We start from the raw sequence: 26,889 nt of genomic DNA, 5'->3' as shown, positions 1-26,889 counted from the left end.
GCGTCGTGAACGTCGAAGTCGATGTGCTGAACGTTGGACTCGTTGTTTTGAACGTTGGACTCGCGAGTGACCAGGGGTTACTGGTGGGTAGGACACGAATGGGTGAACCGGGGTTGGCTGGGGCGCGAACAAGGGGGCCGGAAGGTGTCAGCACTGTCACTGAACGGCTTGTCGGGCTGGTCCAAACCCCTCCCCACCTGCTTACGATCCTCCTGTGGCCGCGTGGATCGCACTGTCGTGTGGAGTGCTCGTCGGTCTGTTCGTCGGATACCTGGTCGGGCGCGCCCGGCACGGGGACCCGACCCGCAGGCCTGCCGGACCGACCGTTTCGGATCTCGTCCAGCGCTGGGTGCACTCGTCGCACTCCGGGGTCGTCATCCTCAACCACTTCGGCGACGTGGTGATCTACAACCCGCGCGCCGCGGAACTCGGTTTAGTCCGCAACCGCCAGGTCGACGAGCGTGCCCGCAAAGCCTCCGAGCTGGTCCTGGAGACCGGTGACCCGGTGGAGATCGACCTCTCGCCGCTGGAGTCGCGCGGCGGACGGACCCCGGAGGCCGTGCTCGGCGAGGTCCGGCCCCTCGGCGAGGGCTACACCGTCGTCGACGCCGACGACCAGTCCGACGCCGTGCGGCTCGAAGCGACCCGGCGCGACTTCGTCGCCAACGTCAGCCACGAGCTCAAGACCCCGGTCGGCGCGATGGCGCTGCTGGCCGAGGCCGTGCTCGACGCCGCCGAGGACCCGGTCGAGGTCCGCCGCTTCACCACCAAGATCCTCCACGAGGGCAACCGCCTCGGGACCCTGGTGACCGAGCTGATCGCGCTGTCGCGACTGCAGGGCGCCGAGCGGCTGCCCGACATGAACACCGTCGACGTCGACGCGGTCGTCCGCGAGGCCCTCGGCCGCGCCCGGCTGGTCATGGAGTCCACCGGCATCGACGTCACCACCGACGCCGACAGCGGCCTGCTCGTCGAGGGCGACCGGACGCTGCTGGTCACCGCCCTGTCGAACCTGCTGGAGAACGCGCTCGCCTACTCGCCGCCGGGCAACCCGGTCTCGGTGAGCCGCTCGCTGGTCGACGGGTTCATCGAGGTCGCGGTGACCGACCGCGGCATCGGCATCGCCGAAGAGGAGCAGCAGCGCGTGTTCGAGCGGTTCTACCGCGTCGACAAGGCGCGCTCGCGGGCCACCGGCGGCACCGGCCTGGGCCTGGCCATCGTCAAACACGTCGCCGCCAACCACGGCGGCGAGGTCAAGCTGTGGAGCAAGCCCGGTCTCGGCTCCACGTTCACCCTGCGCATCCCCGCGCACCTGGACGCCCCGGCCACCGCCGGGGCGGACACCCTGAACGGCGCGGAGAAGACCAGGGCGGGCCGCACCGCGGTCGCGTCGCTGGCCGCGTCCGCCGCTCCGTCGAAGTCCGACGGCGCCGGTACCGATCACGGAGGAATGGCATGACGAGAGTGCTGATCGTCGAGGACGAGGAGTCCTTCGCCGACCCGCTTGCCTTCCTGCTCCGGAAGGAGGGGTTCACCGCCGCGGTGGCCGCCACCGGGCAGCAGGCGCTCGAGGAGTTCGACCGCAACGGCGCCGACATCGTGCTGCTCGACCTCATGCTCCCCGGGATGAGCGGCACCGACGTGTGCAAGGCACTCCGCCAGCGCTCGGCCGTCCCGGTGATCATGGTGACCGCCCGCGACAGCGAGATCGACAAGGTCGTCGGGCTCGAACTCGGCGCCGACGACTACGTCACCAAGCCGTACTCCGCCCGCGAGCTGATCGCCCGCGTCCGGGCCGTCCTGCGCCGCGGCGGCGAGGCCGGTGGCGACGGTGAGCTGCTCCCGCAGGTGCTCGCGGCCGGACCGGTCCGAATGGACGTCGAACGGCACGTGGTCACTGTGGACGGTGAGGAGATCCCGCTGCCGCTCAAGGAGTTCGACCTCCTCGAGTACCTGCTCCGCAACGTCGGCCGGGTGCTGACCCGCGGCCAGCTGATCGACCGGGTGTGGGGCGCGGACTACGTCGGCGACACCAAGACCCTCGACGTCCACGTCAAGCGGCTTCGCTCCAAGATCGAGCCGGATCCGGCCTCGCCGCGACACCTGGTGACCGTGCGCGGGCTCGGCTACAAGTTCGAGTCCTGACCTGAGCGGGTAGCGTTCCCCGGGTGCGCCTAGGGGTATTGGACGTCGGATCGAACACGGTCCATCTGCTCGTGGTGGACGCCCACCGGGGCGCCCACCCGACCCCGGCACGGTCGGAGAAGACCGTGCTGCGGCTCGCGGAGCGGATCACGCGCTCCGGCACGCTGTCCAAGGCCGGTGCGGACGAACTCGTCCGCACCGTCGCCTCGGCCAAGGAGTCGTCAGTCCGGCTGGGCTGCGCCGAGATGATGGCCTTCGCCACATCGGCGGTCCGCGAGGCGGGCAACTCGGCCGAGGTCCTCAGGCGGGTGGCCAAGGAAACCGGGGTCGAACTGCAGGTCCTCTCCGGCGAGGACGAGGCCCGCTACACGTTCCTCGCCGCCCGCCGCTGGTACGGCTGGTCGGCGGGGAACCTGCTCGTCCTCGACATCGGCGGCGGCTCGCTGGAGATCGCCGCGGGCATCGACGAGGACCCGGATTTCGCGTGGTCGCTCCCGCTCGGCGCGGGCAGGCTCACCCGGACCCGGTTCACCAGCGACCCGCCGCAGCGCGGTGAGATCGAATCGGCGACGGAGTGGCTCGCCGAGCAGTTGGCCCCCGTTGCCCGGCGTGTCGCGAAGTTCGGCCAGCCCGATCGGGTGGTCGCGACCTCGAAGACATTCCGCACCCTGGCCCGGCTGACCGGTGCGGCGCCGTCCTCGGCGGGACCGCGGGTGCGGCGCACGCTCACCGAGGCCGGGCTGCGCCAGCTGATCGCGTTCATCTCCCGCATGTCCGCGGGTGATCTCGCGGAGTTGGAGGGCGTCAGCCCGAGTCGGGCGCACCAGTTGGTGGCCGGTGCGTTAGTGGCGCAGGCCACTATGCGAGCGTTATCACTGTCGGAACTGGAGATCGGGCCCTGGGCCCTGCGCGAAGGCGTGATCCTCCGGCGGCTGGACCAGACGAACGGTGGGGACCACACTGTCTCCTCGGACTGAGAGAAGTCGGGGACTTCCCGCCCGGGAAGCCTCCGCGGAGCGTGCCGGCACTGGACGGATCGGCCAGCACGGGGCACGGTGGAGTGGATGAGTCAAGAAGGCGGGTCGGAGCGCACCCAGCGCACCGTTGCCGAGTTGCTGGCCAAATACGGCGGCACCTCGGGCGAAAGCGCACCCAGGCGACGGCGCCGCAAGCCCGAGGACGGCTCGGACACGGCGCCGCAGGCGATCATCGAGCGGGTGATGTCCGACAGCGGGAAGATGCTGCCGATCACCGAGGACCAGACGCCGCCGGAGCGGGTGTCGCACCGGCAGGGCCGCACCACGCACTCGCCCAAGCCCGCGCCGCAGCGTCGCCAGCCCGCGCCGACGCCACCACCGGAGCTGCTGGGCCGCCCGCCCCTGGGTGAGCCGCCACGCCATGATCCGCAGCGTCATGACCCACCGAGGCACGAGCCGCAGCGCCATGACCCAGCGCGGCACGACCCGCCCCGGCAGGAGCCGCCGCGGTCCGAGCCGGTCCGCCCTGGTCTCCGCCGACCCGAGCCGGTCCACCCGGAACCGCCACGGCCCGAGCCCGCCCGCTCGGAGCCGCCGCGGTCGGAACCCGCCCGGCCCGACGCGGTACGCCACGAGCCGACCCGGTCGGAGCCGGTGCGCCCGGAGATCCCCCGGCCCGAAGCGGTGCGCCACGACCCGGCGCGCCCGCCGCGTCCGGTCTCGCGCCCGACGCCCGCCGAGGGCCACACCGAGCAGATCCCGCGGGTCACCGACGACGGTCCCGACCCGAGCGAGCCGCCCGCGGGCCTGGCGGGTGGGCCCAACCGCCTCCCGCTGCTCCCGCGCCGCGGGCAGCGTCCCGAGCAGCCGCAGCCCGGTCAGCGGATGCCGCAGCCGTCGCAGCAGCTGCCCAATCCGTCGCAGTCGCCCGCGAAGCCGCAGCCCTCGCAGCCGATCCACAAACCGCAGCCGTCGCAGCCGCTGCCGCAGCAGTTGCCGCAGCAGTTGCCGCAGCCGTCGCAGCAGCTGCCCAAGCCGCAACTCTCCCAACAGCTGCCGCAGCCGTCGCAGCAGTTGCCGAAGCCGCCGCTGCCCGGCGGTGAGGCACGGCCGCTGCCGACCTTCCCGCCCGCGCCCAACCGGGGTGGCCGCGAATTCCCCGGCGACGCCTCCGAGACGGCCATCGACCCGCGCGGCCCGCGACCGGAGTTCCTCGAGGAAGTCGAGTCGTTCGATGACCGGGCGGCGGTCCGGTTCAACGAGTACCAGGCGCACGACGACCTCGACGAGGACTTCGACCGCGACCCGGTCCGCGACCCCGCCCGCGGGGGGACCGCCCGCGAGTTCGACGACTTCGACGACCGTGACTTCGACGAGGACTTCGACCCGGACCCCCGCGACAGCGACGACATCGACGACGATGACGAGGTCGACGAGGACGCCAACCCCGGTCGCGAGTGGGCGATCATGGCGGGCCAACTCGCCCTCGGCGTGGTCGGCGGCGCCGCGGTCTGGCTGGCGTTCAACTGGCTGTGGGGCTTCCTGCCCGCCGCCGCGCTGGCCGCCGCCCTGGCCGTGATCGTCGGCCTGGTGCTCATCGTCCGCAAGATCCGCAAGGCGGAGGACCTGCAGACCACCGTGCTCGCCGTGCTGGTCGGGTTGGTGGTCACGGTCTCGCCCGCGGTGTTGTTGCTCCTCGGTCGGTGACCGCGATCCCCGTCGGGCTGTCGACGGCTTCCGTGTGGCCGCAGACAGCGGCGACCGCGTTCAAACTGGCCGACGAACTCGGCTACGACGGCGTCGAGGTCATGGTCTGGGCCGACCCGATGAGCCAGGACGTCCCCGGCCTGCGCCGCCGGTCGGCCAGGATCGGAGTCCCGATCATGGCCGTGCACGCCCCCTGCCTCCTCATCACCCAGCGCGTCTGGTCACCGGACCCGGAGGTCCGCCTGCGCCGGTCCGTCGAGGCCGCACAGGACCTGGACGCGCGCACGGTGGTCGTGCACCCCCCGTTCCGCTGGCAACGCCGCTACGCCGACGCCTTCCCCGACCTGGTCGCCTCGTTGGAAGAGCGAACCGGGGTGGCGATCGCGGTGGAGAACATGTTCCCGGTCCGTCGGGGGCTGGGCACCAGGTCGATGGAGATGACGGCGTTCCGCCCGTCGATCGACCCGACCGACGTGGGTCACCGCAACTACACCCTGGACCTGTCCCACACGTCCGCCGCGCACATGGACGCGATGAAACTCGCCGAAAGAATGGGCGAAGGCCTGACCCACGTGCACCTGGCCGACGGCTCAGGACTGTCGAAGGACGAGCACATGGTCCCCGGCCGGGGAGACCAACCCTGCGCCGAACTCTGCGAATCCCTCGCCGCGAACGGCTTCAAGGGCCAGGTGGTCCTGGAGGTCTCAACCCGCAGGGCGCGGGGTCCGGCAGAACGGGCCAAGGACCTGGCGGAAGCGTTGCTGTTCGCCCGACTGCACTTGATCTCTCCGAACGGCCGATAGCCCGACACCGGTCCGGCGACCGCTCTGCTGCCGGAAGAGCAGCCGCGGGCGCCCGAATCGGAGGTCAAACGTAGGACGACCGGATGCCTTGTTCGCCCCCGGCGAGCCGCGTCGTACATTGTGCGCGTGAACCCGTTGCGCTCGTTGATCCTGGCCGCCGCCGGCAACGACACCATTCGCCGTGTCATCGCGACCGCGCCCGTGAGTCGGGACGTGGTCCGCCGCTTCGTGGCCGGTGAGACCACCGAGGAGGCTGTCGCCGTGACCCGGCGCCTGGTCGAGTCCGGTCTCGCCGTCACCCTCGACTACCTGGGCGAGGACACCACGGACGCGGCCCTGGCCGAGCAGACCGTCCAGGCGTACCTGGAGCTCCTCGACCGCCTCAAGGCCGAGGGCCTGTCCGGCCGCGCCGAGGTCAGCGTCAAGCTCTCCGCCGTCGGCCAGCTCCTCGACGAGGAACTCGCCCTCACCAACGCCTCGCGCATCTGCCGCGCGGCCGAGGACGCGGGCACGACGGTGACCCTCGACATGGAGGACCACACCACCACCGACTCGACGCTGCGCATCCTCGCCGAGTTGCGCACGACGTGGCCGTGGGTCGGCGCGGTCCTGCAGTCCTACCTGCACCGCACCCTCGACGACGCGGTCCGACTCTCCGGCGACGGTTCGCGGGTACGGCTGTGCAAGGGCGCATACAAGGAGCCCGACACCGTCGCGTTCGACGAGATTGGCGAGGTCGACCGCAGCTACGTGCGCTGCGCCAACGCGCTGCTCGCGGGAACCGGCTACCCCATGTTCGCCACCCACGACCCGCGCCTGGTGCGGATCATCGGTGAGCGCGCGGACCACCACGGCCGCAAACCCGGCGAGTTCGAGTTCCAGATGCTGTTCGGTATCCGTCCCGACGAGCAGCTGCGGCTGGCCCAGCAGGGCCACACCGTGCGGGTGTACGTCCCCTATGGCGGCCAGTGGTACGGCTACCTCATGCGGAGGATGGCCGAGCGTCCCGCGAACACGGTGTTCTTCCTCCGTGCGCTCATGAGCAAGAAATGAGTGACGCTCATCCCGCGGAGCCGCGCGGGATCCGGTAGCTCGGCGTGGCAGGCTGTTGCCCATGAGTAGTGCGACAGGCCACGGCGATGTGCGGGCGTCCGGACACGTGCCCGCGGGTGGGGCGTTCGCCGCCGCGGTCAAGGTTCGTCCGCTGGGAGACGGCACCTTCACCGCGGATCTCCCGGCCCAATGGACCGTGGGAGGGCGACCGCACGGCGGATTCCTGCTGGCCCTGCTGGCGCGCGCGGCGGTGGCGGGCCAGACCGGCGCGGGGGCGCCGCTGGTGGACCCGCTGTCGGTCAGCGCGCAGTTCCTGCGCCCGCCGGGGGTGGGTCCGGTGCTGCTGCGCACCGATGTCCGCAAGACCGGTCGTCGCACCACGGTCGTCTCGGTCCACCTTGAGCAGAGCGGCCGCGCGTGCGTCGAGGGCATGGTCACCACCGGCAGGCTGCCGCGGGAGCGGGCCGCCTGGGCCGACCTGCCCAACCAGCCCCCGGAGCCACCCGGCAACGCGATCGACTTGTCGACCGTCCCGTCGGCGTCGGTGTTCCGGCTGACCGAGACCTGCGATGTGCGGTTGGACCCGAACGGCGCGGGCTTCCTGCACGGCCACGTCGGTGACCCGCTGCGCCTGCGCCTGTGGGCGCGGCCGCGCGGCGAACACGCCGACCCGCTGTTCGCCCTGGTCGCGGGGGACATCTCGATGCCGGTGACGTTCAACCTGGGCAGGCTCGGCTGGTCGCCGACGGTCCAGCTGACCGCGCACCTGCGGTCCCGCCCGGCGCCGGGCTGGCTGCGCATCCAGGTCGAGTCCAAGGCCGTGCACGGCATGTGGTTCGACTCCGACGCCACCGTCGTGGACTCCACCGGCAGGCTGGTCTGCCAGGCCCGCCAACTCGCCCTCACCGCCACCGCTTAATCAGTAGGCGTGGGTCGTTAGCCTTGTCCCATGACTGAGGCGAACGCGCGGCCCACGATCGCGGTGCTCGGTGCGGGCAAGATCGGCGAGGCGCTGCTGTCCGGGTTGCTGCACGGCGGCCGCGGTGCCGACGAGCTGCTCTTCACCGAGCGCTACCCGGAGCGCTCGGCGGAGCTGACCAAGACCTACGGCATCCGCTGCACCGACGTGCCGACGGCGGCCAAGGACGCCGACGTGCTCGTCGTCGCGGTCAAGCCGCAGGACATCGAGCCGCTGCTCGACGAGCTCGCGCCGGTGGTCAACCCGGAGACCCTCGTGGTGTCCCTGTGCGCCGGTCTGCCGACGTCGCTGTTCGAGCGCAGGCTCCCCGCCGGAGTGCCCGTCGTCCGGGCCATGCCGAACACCCCGATGCTGGTGGGCGAGGCCATGAGCGCCATCTCGCCGGGCAAGCACGCCCGACCGGAGCACCTCGCGATTGTCGAGGACATGCTCAGCGCCGTCGGCAAGGTCGTGCGGGTGCCGGAGTCGCAGCAGGACGCCGTGACGGCCCTGTCCGGGTCCGGTCCGGCGTACTTCTTCTTCCTGGTCGAGGCGATGATCGACGCGGGCATCCTGCTCGGCCTGCCGCGCGCGGTCGCCGAGAAGCTCATCATCCAGTCCGCCGTGGGCGCCGCCGCGATGCTCGTCGAGACCGGCGAGCACCCGGTGATCCTGCGCGAGGCTGTGACGTCGCCCGCGGGGACGACCATCATGGCCATCCGCGAGTTGGAGAACCACGGTGTCCGCGCCGCCCTGCTGGCCGCCATCGAGGCTGCTCGGGACCGCTCCAAGGAGTTGGGCGCCGAACACGAAGCACACTGATCGGTTCTGCACTTTGCAGATTTGAGCCGAACGTGGCGTCGCTTTAGTCACACGTGTCCCGCTACTCTCGACAGAAGCACGTGCGTGTCGAATCCGTCGGTGGGGAAGCCGACGGCGCGACGCGTGTTGAAGGACGCGGTGATGATGCCGGCGAACAAACGCGACCCGGGCGCACCCGGACTTCCGCAGGTGCAATTCCTGACGGTGGCCGAGGTGGCGACCCTGATGCGGGTGTCCAAGATGACGGTTTACCGACTGGTGCACAACGGCGATCTGCCCGCGGTGCGGGTCGGCAAGTCGTTCCGTGTGCCAGAGAAGGCGGTGCACGACTACCTGCAAAACGCCTATTTCGACGCGGGCTGAGACCCCCGGTCAAGCCACGAAGGCCGACGGGTACGCTGGATAACCGTTGTGCCTGGTGTTTTGGCGTGCGTTCCGTGACGTGGCCACACCGGAGCGCCGGAACACCTGGAACGACCCACCTGAGAGCTGAGGACACACATGGGCTCGGTCATCAAGAAGCGCCGCAAGCGCATGTCGAAGAAGAAGCACCGCAAGTTGCTCCGCAAGACGCGCGTGCAGCGTCGCAAACTGAAGAAGTAGTTCGACGCATCCGGCGACGCCCGCACCTCCACGGTGCGGGCGTCGCCGCGTTTCGGCCGGTGGTCCAATCGGGTGACGTTGCCTAACAGCCCATGTGACCTGCGTTAAGACTGGGTTGCCCGGGCTTTTTCGATCTTGACTCACGAGTAGAGTCGGCCATTCCCAAGCGCCCACCCTAGGGAAACGCATGACGCCAAAAGTCGTCCTCGTCACCGGTGTCGGCGGCTACCTCGGCGGCAATCTCGCCGCCCGTCTGGCGGCGGACCCCGACATCGAGCGCGTCCTGGGCGTCGACACGGTGCCCCCGCCCAAGGACGTCGTCCGCACCATGGGGCGCGCCGAGTTCGTCCGCGCAGACATCCGCAACCCGCTCATCGCCAAGGTGATCACGTCCGCCGGTGTCGACACCGTGGTCCACGCCTCCACGACCACCAACCCGGCGGGCCCCGCCCGGCGCATGGTGCTCAAGGAGCTCAACGTCATCGGCACCATGCAACTGCTGGCCGCTTGCCAGCGCGCGCCCTCGGTGCGCAGGCTCGTGGTGAAGTCCACCGCCGCGGTCTACGGCGCCAGTTCGCGTTCGCCCGCGGTGTTCTCCGAGGACGACGCCCCCAAGGACCTCGGCTCCAGCGGCTACGCGAAGGACGCGGTCGAGGTCGAGGCCTACGTCCGGGGTTTCGCCCGCAGGCGCCCCGACGTCTCGGTGGCGACGCTGCGCCTGGCCAACCTCATCGGGCCGAGTGTGGACACCGTGCTCACCAGGTACTTCGCCCTCCCCATCGTGCCCACGGTGCTGGGCTTCGACGCCCGCATGCAGTTGCTGCACTCCGAGGACGCCCTCGCCGTGCTGGAGCTGGCCAGTCTGGGCGAAGCCACCGGGGTGTTCAACGTGGCCGCTGACGGTGTACTGATGCTGTCGCAGGCCATCCGGCGGGCGGGCAGGCTCCCGCTGCCGGTGCTGCGCCAGGCCCTGCCCGCCGCGGGCAGGCTGCTGCGCGGCGCGCGGCTGGTCGACTTCTCGCCCGACCACGTCCGCTACCTCAACTACGGCCGGGTGCTCGACACCACCCGGCTCAAAGCAGAGTTCGGGTTCACTCCCCGGTGGACCACCCGGCAGGCGTTCGACGATTACGTATCCGGCAGCAAGCTGCGCCCCGTCTTCACCCCCACGCTGCTCGCTGCCGCCCGCAGACGTGTCCTGGAGACACGTACCTAGATCTGCCCTTGGAAGGTGCCACAGGCATGCAGGAAGCCCGTGTGATCCCGTTGCAGAGAGCGGACCGGCGCCGCCGCGTCCCGACATCGGCGGCCCCGAAGCCCGACGGCCCGATCGTCGAGCCCACCCCGCTGCACCCGACCCGCGAACACCCGCCGGTATCCGCCGTCCGCCGAGGCATCGGCGACGCCCTGGGTTTCGCCGTGCGCAGGTTGACCGGCGACTACCCGATCGACGAGTTCGGCTTCGACCCGGACCTCACCGAGCGGGTCCTCCTCCCGCCGCTGCGGCTGCTCTACAAGAACTGGTTCCGCGTAGAGGTCAGCGGCATCGAGAACCTGCCTGTCGACGGCGGCGCCCTGGTCGTCTCCAACCACTCGGGCACCTTGCCCCTGGACGCCCTGATGACGGCGGTGGCCGTCCACGACAACCACCCCCGCCAGCGCTACCTGCGCATGCTGGGCGCCGACCTGGTCTTCCAGGTCCCCCTGCTGGGCGCCTTGGCCCGCAAGTCCGGGCAGACGCTGGCCTGCAACCCGGACGCGGAACAACTGCTCAACGCGGGCGAACTGGTCGGCGTGTGGCCGGAGGGCTTCAAGGGTGTCGGCAAGCCGTTCGCCGACCGCTACAAACTCCAGCGCTTCGGCCGCGGCGGCTTCGTCTCGGCGGCGCTGCGCACGGGTGTCCCGATCATCCCCTGCTCGATTGTCGGCGCCGAGGAGATCTACCCCAAGATCGGCGACCTGAAGACGGTCGCCAGGCTGTTCGGCCTGCCGTACTTCCCGATCACCCCGTTCTTCCCCCTCCTGGGCCCGCTCGGGGCGATCCCGCTGCCGTCGAAATGGCACATCCACTTCGGCGAGCCGATCCCCACCGACTCCTACGACGCGGGGGCCGACGACGACCCGATGCTGGTCTTCAACCTGACCGACCAGGTCCGGGAGACGATTCAGCAGACGCTGTACCGGATGCTGAGCCAGCGCGGAAACCCGTTCCTGGGCTGAGCGCCCAGGGCTCAGGCCGCGAGCACCAGCGACCGCAACCCGCGGATGACCGTGGTGTCGCGCCACCGTGGGCTGCGCGGCGCGCGAACGGCGGGAAGCCGCTCGGCCAGCGCGGCGAACGCGATCTCGGCCTCCATCCGCGCGAGCGGCGCGCCGAGGCAGTAGTGGATGCCGCTGGAGAAGCCCAGGTGGTCGCGTTCGGGGGTGCGGGTGAGGTCGAAGGTGTCCGGGTTCGAGTACGCCTCCGGGTCCCGCCCGGTCGATCCCAGGGCGACGATCACCATCCGGTCGGCGGGGATCTCCACCCCGCCGATCACCGAAGCGGCGTGCGTGATCCGCTGCGTCAGCTGAATCGGCGGCTCATACCGCAGCACCTCCTCCACTGCCGCGGATGCCATCGACGGATCGGACCGCAGCGACTCCCACTGCTCAGGGTTGCGAGCGAACGTCCACATCCCGTTGCCGATCAGGTTCGCGGTCGTCTCGAACCCCGCGATCAGGAGAAGTTCGCACGTCGTCACCAGCTCAAGCTCGGTCAGCTCGCCCGCGCCGAGCGATCGCACGAGAGCGCTGATCACGTCGTCCCCAGGGGCCTCGGTCCGCTGGGCGATCAGCGACCTGAACAGCGCCTGGAGGTCAGCTGTGGCCGACCGCAGCGCCCGGGCCTGCCGCAATGTGGTCGTCCCGTCCAGCGAGGCCCCGAGAACCCGCCCGTATCGGGCGAACCGCTCGGTGTCGACGTCCGGGATGCCCAGCAGGTCCGAGATCACCGCGATCGGCAGCGGCGCGGCGAAGTCGGCGATCAGGTCGAAGGTGCCCTTCGCCAGGGCGTCGTCGAGTAGCCGGGACGTGGTCTTGTGGACCACTTCGCGGTAACCCTCGATCTTGCGCGGGCTGAACGCGGGCCGGGCGAGCGCCCGCAGCCGGGTGTGATCGGGCGGGTCCTGTTCCAGGAACGTGGGAATCACCGGGGTCCCCTGCGGCAGCGGCGACTGCGTCGCGGGCGGCGGCTCCAGCCCGTCGCGGGTGCGCACACCGAAGGTGCGGTCCCGCAGGATCTGCGAACACAGGTCGTAGGTCGCCACGGTGTAGAAGCCGAACCGGCTCCGGTGGACCGACCGCCCACGCAGACCGGCGTAGATCGGGTACGGGTCGTACCGCCACGGCGCCGTGGCCAGCCGGGCAAGGGGGTCTCCCGCGATCGCGAACCCACGGGTGACCAGCCGCTGCGCAGCCAGCCGGGTGCCTACACGCAGTTCGGGCAGCATGCCCTCCAACGTATGCCTTGATCACTGGCGAGTCGATGGTGGCGAGGTCCGCCGCGCAGGTGCTCCAGATCGGAGTCTGGGCCGCCGAGTGGGCAGGGTTGTCGCTAGACGGCGCGTTTGCGGTATGCGAGGCCTGCTGCCACGGCTCCTGCCAACGCGCCTGCGCCGAGTACCGACGGGACGCCGATCTTCGCCGCCTTGCGGCCTGTGCGGAAGTCGCGGATTTCCCAGCCGCGTTTGCGGGCGACCTCGCGTAGTCCGCTGTCCGGGTTGACCGCCACCGCGGTGCCCACCACCGACAGCATCGGCACGTCGTTTGAGGAGTCTGAGTACGCGGTGCATCGCCGCAGGTCCAGGCCCTCGCGGGCAGCCAGGGAGCGCACCGCGTGGGCCTTCGCGGGGCCGTGCAGCATTTCGCCGACGAGTTTGCCGGTGAAGACGCCGTCGGTGCTTTCCGCGACCGTCCCCAGTGCGCCCGTGAGGCCGAGCCTGCGGGCGATGATGGTGGCCAGTTCGACCGGCGTCGCGGTGACCAGCCAGACCCGCTGGCCCGCGTCGAGGTGCATCTGGGCCAGCGCCCGGGTGCCGGGCCAGATCTTGTCGGCCATCAGCTCGTCGTAGATCTCCTCGCCGAGCCTGCTCAGTTCCTCGACGGTGTGGCCCGCGACGAACGAGAGGGCCTGTTCACGGCTGCTGCGGATGCCGTCGGCCGACTCCTTGCCGCCGACCCGGAACATCACCTGCTGCAGCGCGAACTTCACCAGGTCGGAGTTGCTGAAGAACTTGCGCGCCGCCAGGCCGCGGGCGAAGTGGAAGATCGACGCGCCCATCATGATCGTGTTGTCGACGTCGAAGAAGGCGGCGGCGGTGAGGTCCATCGGGATGCCGCGGTCGCCGTCGGGCTGCTCCAGCGAGACAGCCGCCTCGGCACTGGCAGCGCCCGCGAGCGCGGCGAGGCGCTCGAGTTCGGAGCCCTTGTCAGCCCCACGCCGTACTGACACCGCATGCCTCCCGGTGGGTCGGATATGTCATCCGTGCCGTGGTCACCAGCCTAGTGGTTCCACCGACAACGGTGCCCTCGGTATGCGCTGGTCCAGACGACGGGTCAGCCGAGTTGGACCCCGGGCAGCCCGGGGAGCAACGGCGCGACTGCGATCGTGGGAAGCGGCAACGGTAACGGCAGCGAGACGGTCGGCGCCGCCGAAGTGATGGTCTCCGGCGGCGTGGTGTTGGTCGGTCCTCCGAGAATCGGGGGGACCGTCACCAACGGCGGCGGTGTCGTCAGCGGGGGCGCTCCGGGCTCCGGCTGCCCTGGTGTGCTGGGTTGCGCGGGTGGCGGCGGAACCGCGGTGCCGACAGAGGGGGCGTTCGGCGCGTCCGTCGACGGTGCGTTGTCGTTGTCGGCCTGGGTGCCCGGCGTCGGCAGCAGGTCGGCATCGGCCCGACGCTCGCAGGCGGCCGTGGCGGGCATGGCGCCGATGTCGTCGATCGCACCGGAGGTGATCTGGTAGCAGGCCATCCGGGCGGTCAGCGCGGTCGCCCGCGCCTCGATCCGCTCCAACAGCGCCACGGACGCGTCCTGGCTGATGGCCGCGGCGCTCGGCAGGCGCGGGCCCAGCGCGTCGAGCCTGCCGCCCTGGATGTCGGCCCAGGAGCGAAGCGTCTCGAGCTGGGTTCCGTCGCCGCCGGTGGCCAGCGCGATGAGCTGGCGTGACCCGGCGGAGGCGTCGTTGTCGAAGTCGCGCAGCGCGGAGAGGTAGCCCCCGACCGGCGCGTCGGCCGGGTTCGGGTAGCGCTGGGTGAGGGTCTCGATCTCGGTGATGCGGGCGGTGGCGAACTGCAGATGCTTGAACGCCTTCTCCTCGTCGCCGAACGTCAGTCCGAGCGCCGCGGCCTCGCCGGTGCGCTTGATCGCATAGAGGGTGTCGCCGGGCAGCGCGTCGCGGGCGAGCAGCAGGCTCATTCCCGCCAGGGAGAACACCAGCGCCAGGACAGCGATGGCGGCCACGGCGAACCGGCCCCGCGCCCCGGACCCAGGTCTTGCGGATTCGGGGCGGATGCTTGGGGCGGACTCCGAACTGCGGCCGCGGGGCGCCCGTCCCGCGCGGGTGGGTCGGACCGGGCGGGGGCCGTGCGTGGTCGGCGCGGGCTCGGCGAGACCGGCGAGCACCTTGGCCCGCATCCGGGCCCGGGCGTCGCCGGACGGCGCGGTGAGCGGGGTCATGGCCGAGAGCAGGTCGACGACCGCGAGGTCGTCGTCGGTGAATCCGGGCAGCTCCGCGCGCGACTGACCGGCACGAGCGTCGCGCTCATGCCGACCCTGCGGGCTACGCGGCCCCGATCCGCTTTCCACCATCCCACTCCGACTCGTGTTGGCCCTGCTGAATCCCCAGGAAATCAGTATTGATCCCCGCTGTGTGAAACGACTGCCGGTGCCCGGGGTTACGGCCTCGGCGCGGTCCTGGGCAGGTCCACTCTGCAGGGTGAACGTTCTACCGAATTTCCGAGGGCAACAATTGTGCGAGCCTGCGCACGGCTCGGTGCTGGAGGGCCTTCACGGCCCCCTCGTTGCGATTCATGATGTGCGCCGTCTCGGCGACCGACAGCCCCTGCAGGAACCTCAGCACGATGCACTCGCGCTGGTCCTCACCGAGCTGCTGGACGCACACGAGCAGCGCCTCACGGGTCACCTTCGACATCACCTGCTGTTCGGGACCGGCCTCCGTGCGCTCGGAGTCGCGGATGTCCGACGTGGTGATCTCCAGCCGGAACCGGCTGGACTTCACGTGGTCGAGCACCAGGTTGCGGGCGATCGTGACGAACCACGCGCCCACGTCGCGGCCCTGGTAGCTGACCGACGTGATCCTGCGCAGCGCGCGCAGGAAGGTCTCGCTGGTGACGTCCTCGGCCAGCTCACGGTCACCGACCCGGAACAGGACGTACCGGAACACCATGTCGACATAGCGGTCGTAGAGCAGACCGAAGGCGTGGGTGTCCCCGCCCTGCGCCGCGCCGACCAGCTCCCACGCCACCGCGTGGGCGGCGTCGGTGTCGGGGGGGTCAGGGGTGGCCGGGCTGTTGATGGCTTCCGGTTCAGTCATCGGCTCGGCCTCGGCATCGGCGTCGGCCTGCGGGGATTCGGCGCGCGGCGACAAGGCCCGTTCCGTCGAGGGGCGGGCCTGAGGCACGGCTGGCGCCGTGGTCGGTCGCGTCTGGCGGGTCATCAAGCAGCCGCACACTCCTCACGCGGTCTTCGGCGGCCGTGTCCGCCGGAGGTCGTCAATCAGGCCTCAGTGGTAGTTACTTTGTAGTAGCCAACAAGCTTGAGGTCCAAGAATGTGACGCAGTGGGTAGTTAACCGTGACGTTGGTGACCCGTGCCACACTGCGTATCCCTGTGATTTTCCCCCTGCTTCCCGCGGAGATGAGGTCGAACACATGGCCCGTACGCCGACCGGCACGGTGGCGGATCTGATGGCGCGAACCTGCGAGAAAGTACCCCGGCACTTGGCCCTGGTCGATATCTCGGGCGCGCGTTCACTCACTTGGCAGCAGGTCGGTGAGCTCGTCGAGCGGTTCGCCTCGGTGCTGGTGGGAGCGGGTCTGGCCGCGGGCGACCGGGTCGCGCTGCGCCTGCCCAACACCGTCGAGTCCGTCGTGGCCCTCTTCGGGGTGCTGCGGGCGGGCGGGGTCGTCGTGCCGATCGGCACCGACGCCGCCCCGCGCGAAATCGAGCGGGTCCTGGCGCACAGTGGTGCCGCGTTCACAGCGGGCGACCTGAGTTCGCCCGACCTCACCGCCGTCGCGCTGCCCGACCTCGACGCGACCGACCCCGTCGAACCCGCCCCGAAGACCACCCGTGGCGGGGAGGACCTCGCGGTCCTCGCCTACACCTCGGGCACCGGCGGCACCCCGCGCGGCGTGATGCTGTCGCACCGGGCGCTGCTGGCCAACGTCGAGCAGTGCGCCGCGCTGCACCCCGCGCCGGTCATCGCGGGCGACCGCGTGCTGCTGACCGTCCCGCTGTCGCACGCCTACGGCCTCTCGGGCCTGTGGCAGGTCGCCGCCGCGGGCGCAACCGCGGTCCTGCTCGACAAGTTCGGCGTCGAGACAGCCCTGGCCGCCTGCCACGAGCATCGGGTGACCACGGTCATCGGCGTCCCCGCGATCTACCAGGCGTTCGTCGCCGCAGGCCACGAGCGGCTGGGCGAGGCGCTGTCCACCGTCCGGCTCTGCACCTCGGGCGCTGCCCCGCTCGACGCCGCCACCCTCGCGTTGTTCCGCCAGGAGACCGGCCTGGCCGTCTTCGAGGGCTATGGCCTCACCGAGACGGGCCCGGTCCTCACCTCGACCCTGGTCGGCGGTGTCGCCAAGCCCGGCTCGGTCGGTCGCGCGATCCCGGGTGTGGAGCTGCGCCTCGTCGACAACGAGGGCAACCCGGTCGTGGCGCTCACCGACCCCGACGAGTTCACCGCCGACCTCACCGACGAGGCCACCGACACCGGCCTGGTCGCCGCGCGTGGCGACAACCTGTTCAGCGGGTACTGGCCCGACGGCGAGGGCGGCCCCGACGCCGAGGGCTGGTTCCGCACCGGCGACGTCGGCTACTTCGACGAGGACGGCGACCTGCACCTGGTCGACCGGGCCAACGACCTGATCATCGTCAACGGATTCAACGTCTATCCGCACGAGGTGGAGCAGGTCGTCGCCGAACTCGACGTCGTCGCCGAGGCCGCCGCCGTCGGCGAGCCGGACGAGCGCACCGGCGAGCACGTCAAGGTCGTCGTGGTCCTTGTCCCCGGGGCCGAGCTGAGTGAGGAGACGCTGCGCGCGCACTGCGCCGAGCGGCTCGCGAAGTTCAAGATCCCGGCCACCGTCGAGTTCGCCAAGTCGCTGCCGCACTCGGTGATGGGCAAGCTTCGCCGGGCAGGCTTGCGAGGTACCGTGAAGCCGTGACCAGGGTGACCGTGATGACCAGGCAGGACTGCCACGCCTGCGAGGTGGCCAAGGCCGACGTCGGGCGGATCTGCGCCGACCTGGGCGTCGGGTGGGACACCGCCGACGTCGACAGCGACCCCGAGCTGCGCGCCGAGTACGGCGACCGGGTGCCGGTGATCCTCGTCGACGGCGAGGAACATGGGTACTGGAAGGTCGAGGAGCCCCGCCTGCGGGCCGCTCTGACGTAACTCCTTCGAGTCGTAAGACTCTGATAAGTCCATCCGTGGCCCGTCCAGGTTCGAATAGTCCGTATGAACGAGGACACCCCTGACCGGACCCTGTCGCGCCGGGTCGCCGCACTCATCGGCGTCGTGGCCGTCGCCGCCGCGCTCGCCGCCGGGCACCTGGTCGCGGGCTTTGTCGGACCCAACGCCTCGCCGTACCTCGCTGTCGGCAACGCCGCGATCGACCTGACGCCGCACCCGCTCAAGGACTTCGCGATCCGCACGTTCGGCGTCTACGACAAGGCCGTGCTGCTCGGCGGGATGGCGCTGACACTGCTCGCCGCCGCCGTCGTCGCGGGCCTGCTCTCCCGTCGGAGCCCGCGGCCGGGCCAGGTGCTGGCCGCGGTGCTGGGGATCCTGGCCGTGCTGGCCGTGCTCAACCGTCCTGACCTGGGCCAACTGGCCATCCTCGCCCCGCTGGCGAGCCTCTTCGGCGGGCTCGGAGTGTTCACCTGGCTGCACGGCCGGGCCTGCGACACCGAGTCCGACAGCCCGTCGCGCCGCAGGTTCCTGCTCATGACCGGCGGGGTGGCCGCGGGCGCGGCCCTGCTGGGCGCCGCCGGGCAGTTCCTCACCCGCCGCGTCGACGTCGAGGCATCCCGGGCGGGCATCGGCAAGCTGGTCCCGCGGACCCCCGCGCCCGCGATCCCGGGAGGCGCGGACCTGGCGGCCCAGGGCACCCCCACGTTCATCACCAGCAACCGCGAGTTCTACCGGATCGACACCGCGCTCACCGTGCCCCGGCTGCGGGCCGAGGACTGGCGGCTGAAGATCCACGGGATGGTCGACAACGAACTCGACCTCGACTTCGACGACATCCGCGGCCGCCCGCTGGTCGAGAAGACGATCACCATGACGTGCGTGTCCAACGAGGTCGGCGGCCCGTACATCTCCACCGCGAACTTCATCGGCGTGCCGATGCGCGACCTGCTGCTGGAGGCGGGCGTCAAGCCCGGCGGCGACCAGCTGTTCTCCACCAGCGTTGACGGCTGGACCACCGGCACCCCGATCGGCGACCTGATGGACGAGCGGCGCGGCGCGCTGCTCGCCATCGGCATGAACGGCGAGCCGTTGCCGCTTGAACACGGCTTCCCCGCGCGCGTGGTCGTCCCCGGCCTCTACGGCTACGTCTCGGCCACCAAGTGGGTTGTGGACATGGAGGTCATCAGGACCGGTGACAAGAGCTTCTACTGGGAGGACCGCGGCTGGGCGCGGGAGGCGCCGATCAAGACGCAGTCGCGCATCGACGTGCCGCGCGGCTTCGCCACCGTCCCGGTCGGGAAGGTCACCGTCGCCGGTATCGCGTGGGCGCAGACCGTCGGCATCGACAAGGTCGAGGTCCGAATCGACGGCGGACAGTGGCAGCAGGCAGTCCTCGCGGCGGAGGTCAACGACCAGACCTGGCGCATGTGGAGCGCCGAATTCGACCTGGGCCCGGGCAGCCACCGCGCCGAAGTGCGCGCGACTGACCGAAAAGGACAGACGCAGACCGATCAGCGGGTGGCTCCGATCCCGGACGGCGCCACCGGCTGGCACTCATCGCTTTTCACTGTCGCCTAAGGCTTTTTCCGAAGACACCCGATCGTGGACCCAACCCGCCGCGGATCAGCTCCGAAGAACCCTTGAATGTCCAAGTCGAAACGGAGTGATCCAAGGTGCTGAACTTCAAGCTGGTTTCCGGTGGCGCGGCCTTCGCGGCGGTGGCCCTGACCCTGACCGCGTGCGGCGGAGCCGACCAGCCGTCGGCCGGTTCCTCGGCCGCGCAGGCCCCCGCGACCACCACCGCGACGAGTGCCCCCGCGGCGGCAGGCGACGGTGTCACCACCGCCGCCGACACCTTCGGCCCCAACTGCAAGGACCTGCCCCAGGGCGACACCCCCGGCGGCCTGAACGCGATGGGCCCGCAGCCCGTGGCCACCGCCGCGAGCACCAACCCGCTGCTGACCAAGCTCGTCGCCGCCGTCGGCGCCGTCCCGGGCCTGGCCGACACGCTGAACACGACCGACAACCTGACGGTGTTCGCCCCGGCCGACCCCGCGTTCGCCGCCCTGGGCGACGCCAAGTTCGCCGAGCTGGCGGGCAACCCGTCGGCCCTGGCGCCGATCCTGCAGTACCACGTGGTCCCGAAGCGCTACGACGCCGAAGGCCTCAGCTCGGCGGGCACCCTCAAGCCCCTCGCGGGCGGCGACCTCAAGATCGAGGGCTCCGGCGACAACATCACCGTCAACGGCGCGAAGATCCTCTGTGGCAACATCCCGACCAAGAACGCCACCGTCTTCGTCATCGACAAGGTCATGACCCCCGGCATGTAACCCCGCGAGTCCAACGTTCCCGACAACGAGTCCAACGTTCGCGGTGGGCGAGTTGGGGTTCAGGACAGNTGACCCCCGGCATGTAACCCCGCGAGTCCAACGTTCCCGACAACGAGTCCAACGTTCGCGGTGGGCGAGTTGGGGTTCAGGACAGCGCGAGTCGCCCGTTCAGAAAAATGAGTTCGCATTTCAGGCACGTGAGTTCGCGGTTCGGCCGCGGGTCTCTGGTTCTTCGTGCCCGAAATGCGAACTCATTTTTCTGAACGGGCGACTCGCGGGTGGGTGGTTGGCATCGGGGGAGATGAGTGGGTGGGGTCCGGAGAGGAGGGTGGGGGTTGAGTTAGGGGGTGCCACGTGGGTGGTTGCCGTTCGGCGGGTGCGGCGGGGTACCGACCCCGGAGTGTGGGCTTGGTCAAGCGGGTGGCCAGCGACTTTGTGCATGCGTTCACAAGCGGTACCGTTAGCCCATCCCGGAGACGAATTCTGTCGAGGAGTACCAGCGTGGCGGCACAGCGAGGCCAGCGGAACGGGGTCGGCGACACCCCGCCCGCCCCGACAGCCGCCGAGATCACCGCACCCATCCCCCGGGTGGTCGCGGAGGTCCCCGCCGCGCGGGAACGAGCCCGGGCCATCCCCGAGGCCGCGGTCGCCCGGCTGGCCGTCTACCTGCGGGTCCTCTCCGGGATGCAGGACCAGGGCTCCGGCACCGTCTCCAGTGAGGAACTCGCCGTCGCGGCGGGCGTGAACTCCGCCAAGCTCCGCAAGGACCTCTCCTACATCGGCTCCTACGGCACCCGCGGCGTCGGCTACGAGGTCGCTGTCCTGATCGAGGAGATCGAACGGATCCTGGGCCTGACCAGGAAACAGAGCGTCGCGGTCGTCGGAATCGGTAACCTCGGACATGCCCTCGCCAACTACGGCGGGTTCCCCGGACGAGGCTTCCCCGTGACCGCACTGTTCGACGTCGACCCCGACCTCATCGGCGTGCCCGTCGGCGGGCTGCCGGTCGAGCACATCGACGACATCCCGACCATCTGCGCCGAGCGCGAAGTATCCATCGGTGTCATCGCCACACCCCCTCCCGCGGCTCAGACTGTGTGTGACCGTTTGGTCGAGGCGGGAGTTCAGTGCATCCTGAACTTCGCTCCAGTCGTGCTGCAGGTTCCCGACCACGTCGAGGTCCGCAAGGTCGACCTCGCGGTCGAGTTGCAGGTCCTGTCCTTCCACGTGGCCAGGCGGGCGGACAACGCGGCTGCCACCAACGGTGTGGCGCCGGAGTTCAACGGCAAGGTCAACGGGATGGTGGTGACATGAGCATTCTCGCAGTGGGCATGTCGCACCACACCGCTGACCTGCGCGTTCTCGAGCGCGTCACGGTCCCCGCGGTCGACGTCCCCAAGGTGCTCGCCGACCTGCTCAGCCGGTCCAACATCTCCGAGGCGCTGCTCGTCTCGACCTGCAACCGGGTCGAGGTCTACGCGGTCGTCGACGCCTTCCACGCCGGGCTGAACGACGTCGTCGACGTCCTCGCCCGGCACTCCGGCGACGACGTCACCGCCCTGCACGACCACCTCTACGTGCACTACGCGGGCTCCGCCGCCCAGCACCTGTTCACCGTCGCCGCCGGGCTCGACTCGATGGTCGTCGGCGAGCCGCAGATCCTCGGCCAGGTCCGCCAGGCCTACAACGTCGCCCGCGAGCAGGGCACCGTCGGCCGCACCCTGCACGAGCTGGTCCAGACATCGCTGCGCATCGGCAAGCGGGTGCACACCGACACCGGCCTCGACCGGGCGGGCGGCTCGGTCGTGTCCGAGGCGTTGGCCGACGCCGAGCAGGCCCTGGGCGGGCTCACCGGGCGCACCGCGCTGATCATCGGCGCCGGGTCCATGGGCGGTCTCGCCGCCGCGGCGCTGCGGCGCGCGGCCATCGGCGAGGTCGTCGTGGCCAACCGAACAGAGGCCAACGGCGCGCGGCTCGCCGCGTCGCTGGCCGAGCAGGGCGTCCCGGCCCGGTCCGCCGGTCTGGCCGACCTGCCCGAGCTCATCGCCGCCGCCGACGTCGTGGTCGCGTGCACCGGCGCAGTCGGCTCGGTCGTGCCGGTCTCCGCGGTGGCGCCGAGGTCGGACCGCCCCCTGGTGATCTGTGACCTTGGACTCCCGCGCGACGTCGAGGACGGCGTCGCCGCCGTCGCCGGTGTGCGACTGGTCGACCTCGACAGCCTGCAGCGCAGGCTCGCCGACGCGCCCAGCGGTCTCGACACCCGCCGCGCGGGCGAGATCGTCGCCGAGGAAGTCCGCGCCTACCTCGCCGCCCAGCGCTCCGCCGAGGTGACCCCCACGGTGACCGCGCTGCGCAAGCGCGCCGCCGAGGTCGTCGACGCCGAACTGCTGCGCCTGCACTCGCGGCTGCCCGATCTCGATGGCTCCACCCGCGACGAACTGGCCCGCACGGTCCGCCGCGTCGTCGACAAGCTGCTGCACACCCCGACGGTCCGAGTGAAGGAACTCGCGTCGGGTCCCGAGGGCTCCGGCTACGCCGAGGCCCTGCGCGAGCTGTTCGGGCTCGACCCGCAGGCGCCCGCGAGCCTGACCGCGACTCGGATCGACTCGATGCTCGAACCCACTGTGCTGGATTTCCCGTTGGACGGTGGTAGGTAATGGATCGCACGATCCGGATCGGCACGCGCGGCAGCGCGCTCGCCCTCGCGCAGACCGGCACCATCGCCGACGCGCTGGAGAAGGCGGGCGCCAAGGTCGAGATCATCACGGTCTCCACGCCGGGCGACCGCTCCTCCGCCCCGATCGCCGAGATCGGTATCGGCGTGTTCACCTCCGCGCTGCGCGACGCCCTCGCCGACGGCGAGGTCGACGTGGCCGTGCACTCCTACAAAGACCTGCCGACCGCGCCGGACCCGCGGCTGTCGATGGCGGCCGTGCCGCAGCGGCAGGACCCGCGCGACGCGCTGATCGCCCGCGACGGGCTGACCCTGGGCGAGCTGCCCGTGGGCGCCAAGATCGGCACCGGGTCGCCCCGCCGCGCCGCCCAGCTCGAAGCGCTGGGTCTGGGCTGGGAGATCGTGCCGATCCGCGGCAACGTCGACACCCGGATCTCGATGGTCACCGACGGCAAGCTCGACGCCGTGGTCCTGGCCCGCGCGGGCCTGGCCCGGCTCGGCAGGCTCGACGAGATCACCGAGACGCTGGACCCGATCCAGATGCTGCCCGCGCCCGCGCAGGGCGCGTTGGCCATCGAGTGCCGCGTCGACGACGTCGACGTCGAGCACCTCCTCCGGTCCACTGTGGAGGATGAATACACGAGGGCCGCCGTAGTCGCGGAGCGCGCCATGCTGGCCGCGCTCGAAGCAGGCTGCAGCGCCCCCATTGGCGCACTGGCCGATGTCGTCGAGGACTTCGACGCCGACGACAAGGTGATCTTCCGCCTGTCGTTGCGCGGAGTCGCGGCGACGCCCACAGGAGAGATCCTGCGCGCATCGGCCACCGGAGACCTGACCGCAGGAGAGCAGCTCGGTCGTGCGTTGGCCGCCGAACTGTTGGAACTCGGGGCCGGGGTGCTCTCCGGTCCCGAGGCGTAGTTGATGGGAAGTGGCCTGACATGACCACCCGTGCACGAAAGTCCCCCGGCCGCGTCGCGTTCGTGGGCTCGGGCCCCGGCGACGCCGGACTGCTCACCGTTCGCGCCAGGGAACTGCTCGAACGTGCCGAGCTCGTGGTGACCGACCCGGACGTCCCCTCGGGCGTGCTGGCGTTCGCCCGCGCGGACGCCGAGGTGCGTCCGGCCGTCGGGCAACCCGCCGACGTGGCGAAGGACCTGGTGACCGAGGCCAAAGCCGGACGCGTCGTCGTCCGCCTGGTCGCCGGTGACCCACTGACGCATTCCGCGGTCGTGGCCGAGGCGCAAGCCGTGGCGCGCACCAGCGCGGTGTTCGACGTGGTGCCCGGCGTCTCGGCCGCCACCGCCGTCCCCGCGTACGCGGGCATCGCGCTCGGCTCGACGCACACCGAGGTCGACGTCCGCGGCGACATCGACTGGGCGGGCCTGGCGGGCGTGCCCGGCCCGATCGTCCTGCACGCGACGTCGAGCCACCTGGCCGAGGCCGCGTCCTCGCTGGTCGAGCACGGCTTGGCCCCGCAGACCCCGGTCGCGGTGACCGCGGACGGCACGGGTTCGAGCCAGCGCACCATCGACACCACGCTCGCCTCGCTCGCCGCCGACGCCGGGGAGGTGTCCGGCAGCCTGGTGGTGACCGTGGGCGCCGCGGTGGCGCAGCGGTCGAAGCTGTCCTGGTGGGAGTCGCGCGCGCTGTACGGCTGGCGCGTGCTGGTCCCGCGGACCAAGGACCAGGCCGGTGAGATGAGCGAGCGCCTGCACATGCACGGCGCCATCCCGTCGGAGGTGCCGACGATCTCCGTCGAGCCGCCGCGCAGCCCCGCGCAGATGGAGCGCTCGGTCAAGGGTCTCGTCGACGGCCGCTACCAGTGGGTCATCTTCACCTCGACCAACGCCGTCCGCGCGGTGTGGGAGAAGTTCGCCGAGTTCGGCCTCGACGCCCGCGCGTTCAGCGGCGTCAAGATCGCCTGTGTCGGCGAGGCGACCGCGGAGAAGGTGCGTTCGTTCGGCATCAACCCGGAGCTGGTGCCCTCGGGTGAGCAGTCCAGCGAGGGCCTGCTGGCCGACTTCCCGCCCTACGACGACATCCTCGACCCGGTCGAGCGGGTCCTGCTGCCGCGCGCCGACATCGCCACCGAGACGCTGGCCGCCGGTCTGCGCGACCGTGGCTGGGAGATCGACGACGTCACCGCCTACCGCACCGTCCGGGCGGCCCCGCCGCCCGCCGACACCCGCGAGATGATCAAGACCGGCGGCTTCGACGCGGTGTGCTTCACCTCGTCGTCCACCGTCCGGAACCTGGTCGGCATCGCGGGCAAGCCGCACACCCGGACCCTGGTGGCCTGCATCGGCCCCAAGACCGCGGAGACGGCTCGCGAGTTCGGCCTCCGGGTCGACGTCCAGCCGGAGCACGCGACCGTGCCCGCCCTGGTCGACGCCCTGGCCGAGCACGCGGCGAGGCTGCGTGCCGAGGGCGCGCTCCCACCGCCGCGCAAGACCAAGCGCGCACGGCGCTAGACCACCCGCGGGCGGTGTGCTTCGGCACGCCGCCCGCGTTCTTTCTTCCGAAGGGTGCTCGATGTTCCCGAACCACCGCCCCCGCAGGCTCCGCACCACCCCCGCCATGCGGCGCCTGGTGTCGGAGACGGCTGTGCGCCCGAACCAGCTGGTGCTGCCCATGTTCGTCAAGGAAGGCGCCACCGAACCGGTCGCCATCGCGAGCATGCCCGGCGTCGTCCAGCACACCCGGGACAGCATGCGCAAGGCGGCGCTGGAAGCGGTCGAGGCGGGCGTCGGCGGCATCATGCTCTTCGGCGTCCCCACCACCCGCGACGCGGTGGGATCGGGCGGCACCGACCCCAACGGCGTCCTCAACGCAGCCCTGCGCGACCTGCGCGCGGAACTGGGCGACGAGACGGTCCTGATGTCGGACCTGTGCCTCGACGAGTTCACCGACCACGGCCACTGCGGAGTCCTCGACGCCAAGGGCAACGTGGACAACGACGCGACCCTCGCGGTGTACGCGGAGATGGCGGTGGCCCAGGCCGAGGCCGGCGCCCACCTGCTGGGCCCGAGCGGCATGATGGACGGCCAGGTGGCGGTGGTCCGCGAAGCCCTGGACGCGGCAGGCCACCTCGACACGGGAATCCTGGCGTACTCCGCCAAGTACGCGTCGGCCTTCTTCGGCCCCTTCCGCGAGGCCGTCGAGTCGCAACTCACCGGCGACCGCACGACGTACCAACAGGACCCGGCAAACATCCGCGAAGCCCTGCGCGAGACCACCTTGGACCTGACCGAGGGCGCGGACCTGGTGATGGTCAAGCCTGCCCTGGCCTACCTCGACGTGATCCGAGCCGTGGCGGAGATCTCCGATGTGCCGGTGGCGGCCTACCAGGTGTCAGGCGAGTACGCGATGATCGAGGCGGCGGCAGCCAACGGCTGGCTCGACCGCAGGCGCACGATCCTGGAAACCCTCACGTCGATCCGCCGGGCCGGGGCAGACGTCGTGCTGACGTACTGGGCAGTCGAAGCAGCAGGCTGGCTCCGCGAGAACTGAGCGGCACGACCACACGGCACGCGTGGTCGAAGCGGCTCTGCGAACACTGATCCCGGGCACCCGCGCAGGCGAGCCGCGAAGACATGCGGCGCATACTCCGCCGCATGTCCGAAGACGCTCCAGCCCCCCGGCTACATGTTCGACGAGCCCCAAGGCGAACTCCCCATACCCCTGACCGTCCACCGGGCTTTCGCCGCATGGGTGACGATCGCGGGTGCGTGGTTGCTCGGCACAATCGTGGTGATGACCGTGCGCACCGAAGACATCCGTGCGGGCACCCTCCAGATCATGTGGGCGTCCGGTGCTGATCCCACTGAGTCGGCCGTGAACGACCTTGTGGTCACCACCCAGGTGATCCGGATCGTGACGGCGGCCGTCATCTCCGGGCTGTTCCTGCTGTTCGCGATCCGGATGCGCGGGGGCCGCAACTGGGCGCGGATCACGATCACCCTGCTCGGCGCCGCCACCGTGGGTTACGCCCTGATCTTCCTGCCCGCCGTGTCCACGGTCGATGGCTTGTTCCTCGGTGCGCAGGTCATCATGGCCACCGTCGCGACGGTCCTCATGTATCTGCCCAGTTCGTCGCGCTACTTCGAGGAAGCCGGCCGCAGGTAGG

26 protein-coding genes are annotated in these 26,889 nt (G+C 70.8%); 22 read left to right on the top strand and 4 right to left on the bottom strand.

Going from position 1 to position 26,889, the window contains the following annotated elements:
- Positions 1-214: 214 nt before the first annotated feature.
- From GPZ80_RS04950 to GPZ80_RS04895, 12 genes are all read left to right on the top strand, one after another.
- Positions 215-1,459 (top strand): sensor histidine kinase, encoded by a 1,245-nt coding sequence (locus GPZ80_RS04950; protein ID WP_312880118.1) that lies wholly within the window; start codon positions 215-217, stop codon positions 1,457-1,459.
- The gene (locus tag GPZ80_RS04945) at positions 1,456-2,145 is read left to right on the top strand and encodes a response regulator (protein WP_091375785.1); all 690 of its coding nucleotides are present in this window, start codon (positions 1,456-1,458) and stop codon (positions 2,143-2,145) included. The genes GPZ80_RS04950 and GPZ80_RS04945 overlap by 4 nt, the downstream gene beginning before the upstream one ends.
- 23 nt (positions 2,146-2,168) lie before the next feature.
- On the top strand, positions 2,169-3,122 hold the full coding sequence (locus GPZ80_RS04940) for a Ppx/GppA family phosphatase (protein ID WP_187218545.1): 954 nt from the start codon (positions 2,169-2,171) through the stop codon (positions 3,120-3,122).
- 87 nt (positions 3,123-3,209) lie between these two features.
- The gene (locus tag GPZ80_RS04935) at positions 3,210-4,829 is read left to right on the top strand and encodes an Rv0497 family membrane protein (RefSeq protein ID WP_187218544.1); all 1,620 of its coding nucleotides are present in this window, start codon (positions 3,210-3,212) and stop codon (positions 4,827-4,829) included.
- Positions 4,826-5,632, top strand: a complete 807-nt coding sequence (locus GPZ80_RS04930) for a sugar phosphate isomerase/epimerase family protein (protein ID WP_312880117.1) — start codon at positions 4,826-4,828, stop codon at positions 5,630-5,632. Before GPZ80_RS04935 ends, GPZ80_RS04930 begins: the two co-directional genes overlap by 4 nt.
- A 126-nt stretch (positions 5,633-5,758) precedes the next feature.
- Positions 5,759-6,685, top strand: coding sequence for a proline dehydrogenase family protein (locus GPZ80_RS04925; protein ID WP_187218543.1), 927 nt, complete (start codon positions 5,759-5,761; stop codon positions 6,683-6,685).
- Between the two features lie 61 nt (positions 6,686-6,746).
- Positions 6,747-7,604: a thioesterase family protein gene (locus tag GPZ80_RS04920; protein ID WP_246476770.1), complete on the top strand. Its 858-nt coding sequence runs from the start codon at positions 6,747-6,749 to the stop codon at positions 7,602-7,604.
- A gap of 30 nt (positions 7,605-7,634) precedes the next feature.
- Complete coding sequence (gene proC / locus GPZ80_RS04915) at positions 7,635-8,465, top strand: pyrroline-5-carboxylate reductase (protein ID WP_187218542.1); 831 nt, start codon at positions 7,635-7,637, stop codon at positions 8,463-8,465.
- 144 nt (positions 8,466-8,609) lie between these two features.
- Positions 8,610-8,828, top strand: a complete 219-nt coding sequence (locus GPZ80_RS04910) for a helix-turn-helix domain-containing protein (protein ID WP_091376928.1) — start codon at positions 8,610-8,612, stop codon at positions 8,826-8,828.
- A gap of 138 nt (positions 8,829-8,966) precedes the next feature.
- On the top strand, positions 8,967-9,068 hold the full coding sequence (locus tag GPZ80_RS04905) for a 30S ribosomal protein bS22 (RefSeq protein WP_018684825.1): 102 nt from the start codon (positions 8,967-8,969) through the stop codon (positions 9,066-9,068).
- 187 nt (positions 9,069-9,255) lie between these two features.
- Complete coding sequence (locus tag GPZ80_RS04900) at positions 9,256-10,284, top strand: NAD-dependent epimerase/dehydratase family protein (protein ID WP_187218541.1); 1,029 nt, start codon at positions 9,256-9,258, stop codon at positions 10,282-10,284.
- A gap of 26 nt (positions 10,285-10,310) precedes the next feature.
- Complete coding sequence (locus tag GPZ80_RS04895) at positions 10,311-11,288, top strand: lysophospholipid acyltransferase family protein (protein WP_187218540.1); 978 nt, start codon at positions 10,311-10,313, stop codon at positions 11,286-11,288.
- An 11-nt stretch (positions 11,289-11,299) separates the two neighbouring features.
- On the opposite strand, the gene GPZ80_RS04890 is transcribed toward GPZ80_RS04895, so the two are convergent.
- The 4 genes from GPZ80_RS04890 to GPZ80_RS04875 all read right to left on the bottom strand — a co-directional run bounded on the left by GPZ80_RS04890 (position 11,300) and on the right by GPZ80_RS04875 (position 15,657).
- A complete protein-coding gene (locus GPZ80_RS04890; RefSeq protein WP_187218539.1) occupies positions 11,300-12,556 on the bottom strand; it encodes a cytochrome P450 in 1,257 nt (418 codons plus the stop codon).
- A gap of 104 nt (positions 12,557-12,660) precedes the next feature.
- Entirely contained in the window at positions 12,661-13,557 is an 897-nt protein-coding gene (locus GPZ80_RS04885; protein ID WP_187218538.1) for an HAD family hydrolase, read from the bottom strand.
- 104 nt (positions 13,558-13,661) lie between these two features.
- Positions 13,662-14,909 (bottom strand): DUF5667 domain-containing protein, encoded by a 1,248-nt coding sequence (locus tag GPZ80_RS04880; protein ID WP_187218537.1) that lies wholly within the window; start codon positions 14,907-14,909, stop codon positions 13,662-13,664.
- Between the two features lie 139 nt (positions 14,910-15,048).
- A complete protein-coding gene (locus GPZ80_RS04875; protein WP_187218979.1) occupies positions 15,049-15,657 on the bottom strand; it encodes a sigma-70 family RNA polymerase sigma factor in 609 nt (202 codons plus the stop codon).
- Positions 15,658-15,993: 336 nt separating this feature from the next.
- Here GPZ80_RS04875 and GPZ80_RS04870 point away from each other — a divergent pair, with 336 nt between their 5' ends.
- The 10 genes from GPZ80_RS04870 to GPZ80_RS04825 all read left to right on the top strand — a co-directional run bounded on the left by GPZ80_RS04870 (position 15,994) and on the right by GPZ80_RS04825 (position 26,888).
- A complete protein-coding gene (locus tag GPZ80_RS04870; RefSeq protein WP_187218536.1) occupies positions 15,994-17,511 on the top strand; it encodes an AMP-binding protein in 1,518 nt (505 codons plus the stop codon).
- Between the two features lie 14 nt (positions 17,512-17,525).
- Positions 17,526-17,741, top strand: coding sequence for a glutaredoxin family protein (locus GPZ80_RS04865; RefSeq protein ID WP_187218977.1), 216 nt, complete (start codon positions 17,526-17,528; stop codon positions 17,739-17,741).
- Positions 17,742-17,804: 63 nt separating this feature from the next.
- On the top strand, positions 17,805-19,337 hold the full coding sequence (locus tag GPZ80_RS04860; protein ID WP_187218535.1) for a molybdopterin-dependent oxidoreductase: 1,533 nt from the start codon (positions 17,805-17,807) through the stop codon (positions 19,335-19,337).
- A gap of 95 nt (positions 19,338-19,432) precedes the next feature.
- Entirely contained in the window at positions 19,433-20,089 is a 657-nt protein-coding gene (locus GPZ80_RS04855) for a fasciclin domain-containing protein (protein WP_312880116.1), read from the top strand.
- Between the two features lie 501 nt (positions 20,090-20,590).
- Entirely contained in the window at positions 20,591-21,403 is an 813-nt protein-coding gene (locus GPZ80_RS04850; RefSeq protein WP_187218534.1) for a redox-sensing transcriptional repressor Rex, read from the top strand.
- Positions 21,400-22,746 carry a glutamyl-tRNA reductase gene (locus tag GPZ80_RS04845; protein WP_187218533.1) on the top strand — a complete coding sequence of 449 codons (1,347 nt, stop codon included), beginning with the start codon at positions 21,400-21,402 and terminating at the stop codon, positions 22,744-22,746. The genes GPZ80_RS04850 and GPZ80_RS04845 overlap by 4 nt, the downstream gene beginning before the upstream one ends.
- Positions 22,746-23,681: a hydroxymethylbilane synthase gene (gene hemC, locus GPZ80_RS04840; RefSeq protein ID WP_187218532.1), complete on the top strand. Its 936-nt coding sequence runs from the start codon at positions 22,746-22,748 to the stop codon at positions 23,679-23,681. The genes GPZ80_RS04845 and hemC overlap by 1 nt, the downstream gene beginning before the upstream one ends.
- A gap of 20 nt (positions 23,682-23,701) precedes the next feature.
- Entirely contained in the window at positions 23,702-25,234 is a 1,533-nt protein-coding gene (locus GPZ80_RS04835; protein ID WP_091375725.1) for a bifunctional uroporphyrinogen-III C-methyltransferase/uroporphyrinogen-III synthase, read from the top strand.
- A 61-nt stretch (positions 25,235-25,295) separates the two neighbouring features.
- The gene (gene hemB, locus GPZ80_RS04830) at positions 25,296-26,273 is read left to right on the top strand and encodes a porphobilinogen synthase (RefSeq protein ID WP_187218531.1); all 978 of its coding nucleotides are present in this window, start codon (positions 25,296-25,298) and stop codon (positions 26,271-26,273) included.
- Positions 26,274-26,516: 243 nt separating this feature from the next.
- Positions 26,517-26,888 carry a hypothetical protein gene (locus GPZ80_RS04825; protein ID WP_187218530.1) on the top strand — a complete coding sequence of 124 codons (372 nt, stop codon included), beginning with the start codon at positions 26,517-26,519 and terminating at the stop codon, positions 26,886-26,888.
- The last annotated feature ends 1 nt before the right edge of the window (position 26,889 follow it).

Source organism: Actinokineospora xionganensis (assembly GCF_014323725.1).
GTDB lineage: Bacteria > Actinomycetota > Actinomycetes > Mycobacteriales > Pseudonocardiaceae > Actinokineospora > Actinokineospora xionganensis.
This window is presented reverse-complemented; position numbering and strand designations above follow the sequence as displayed.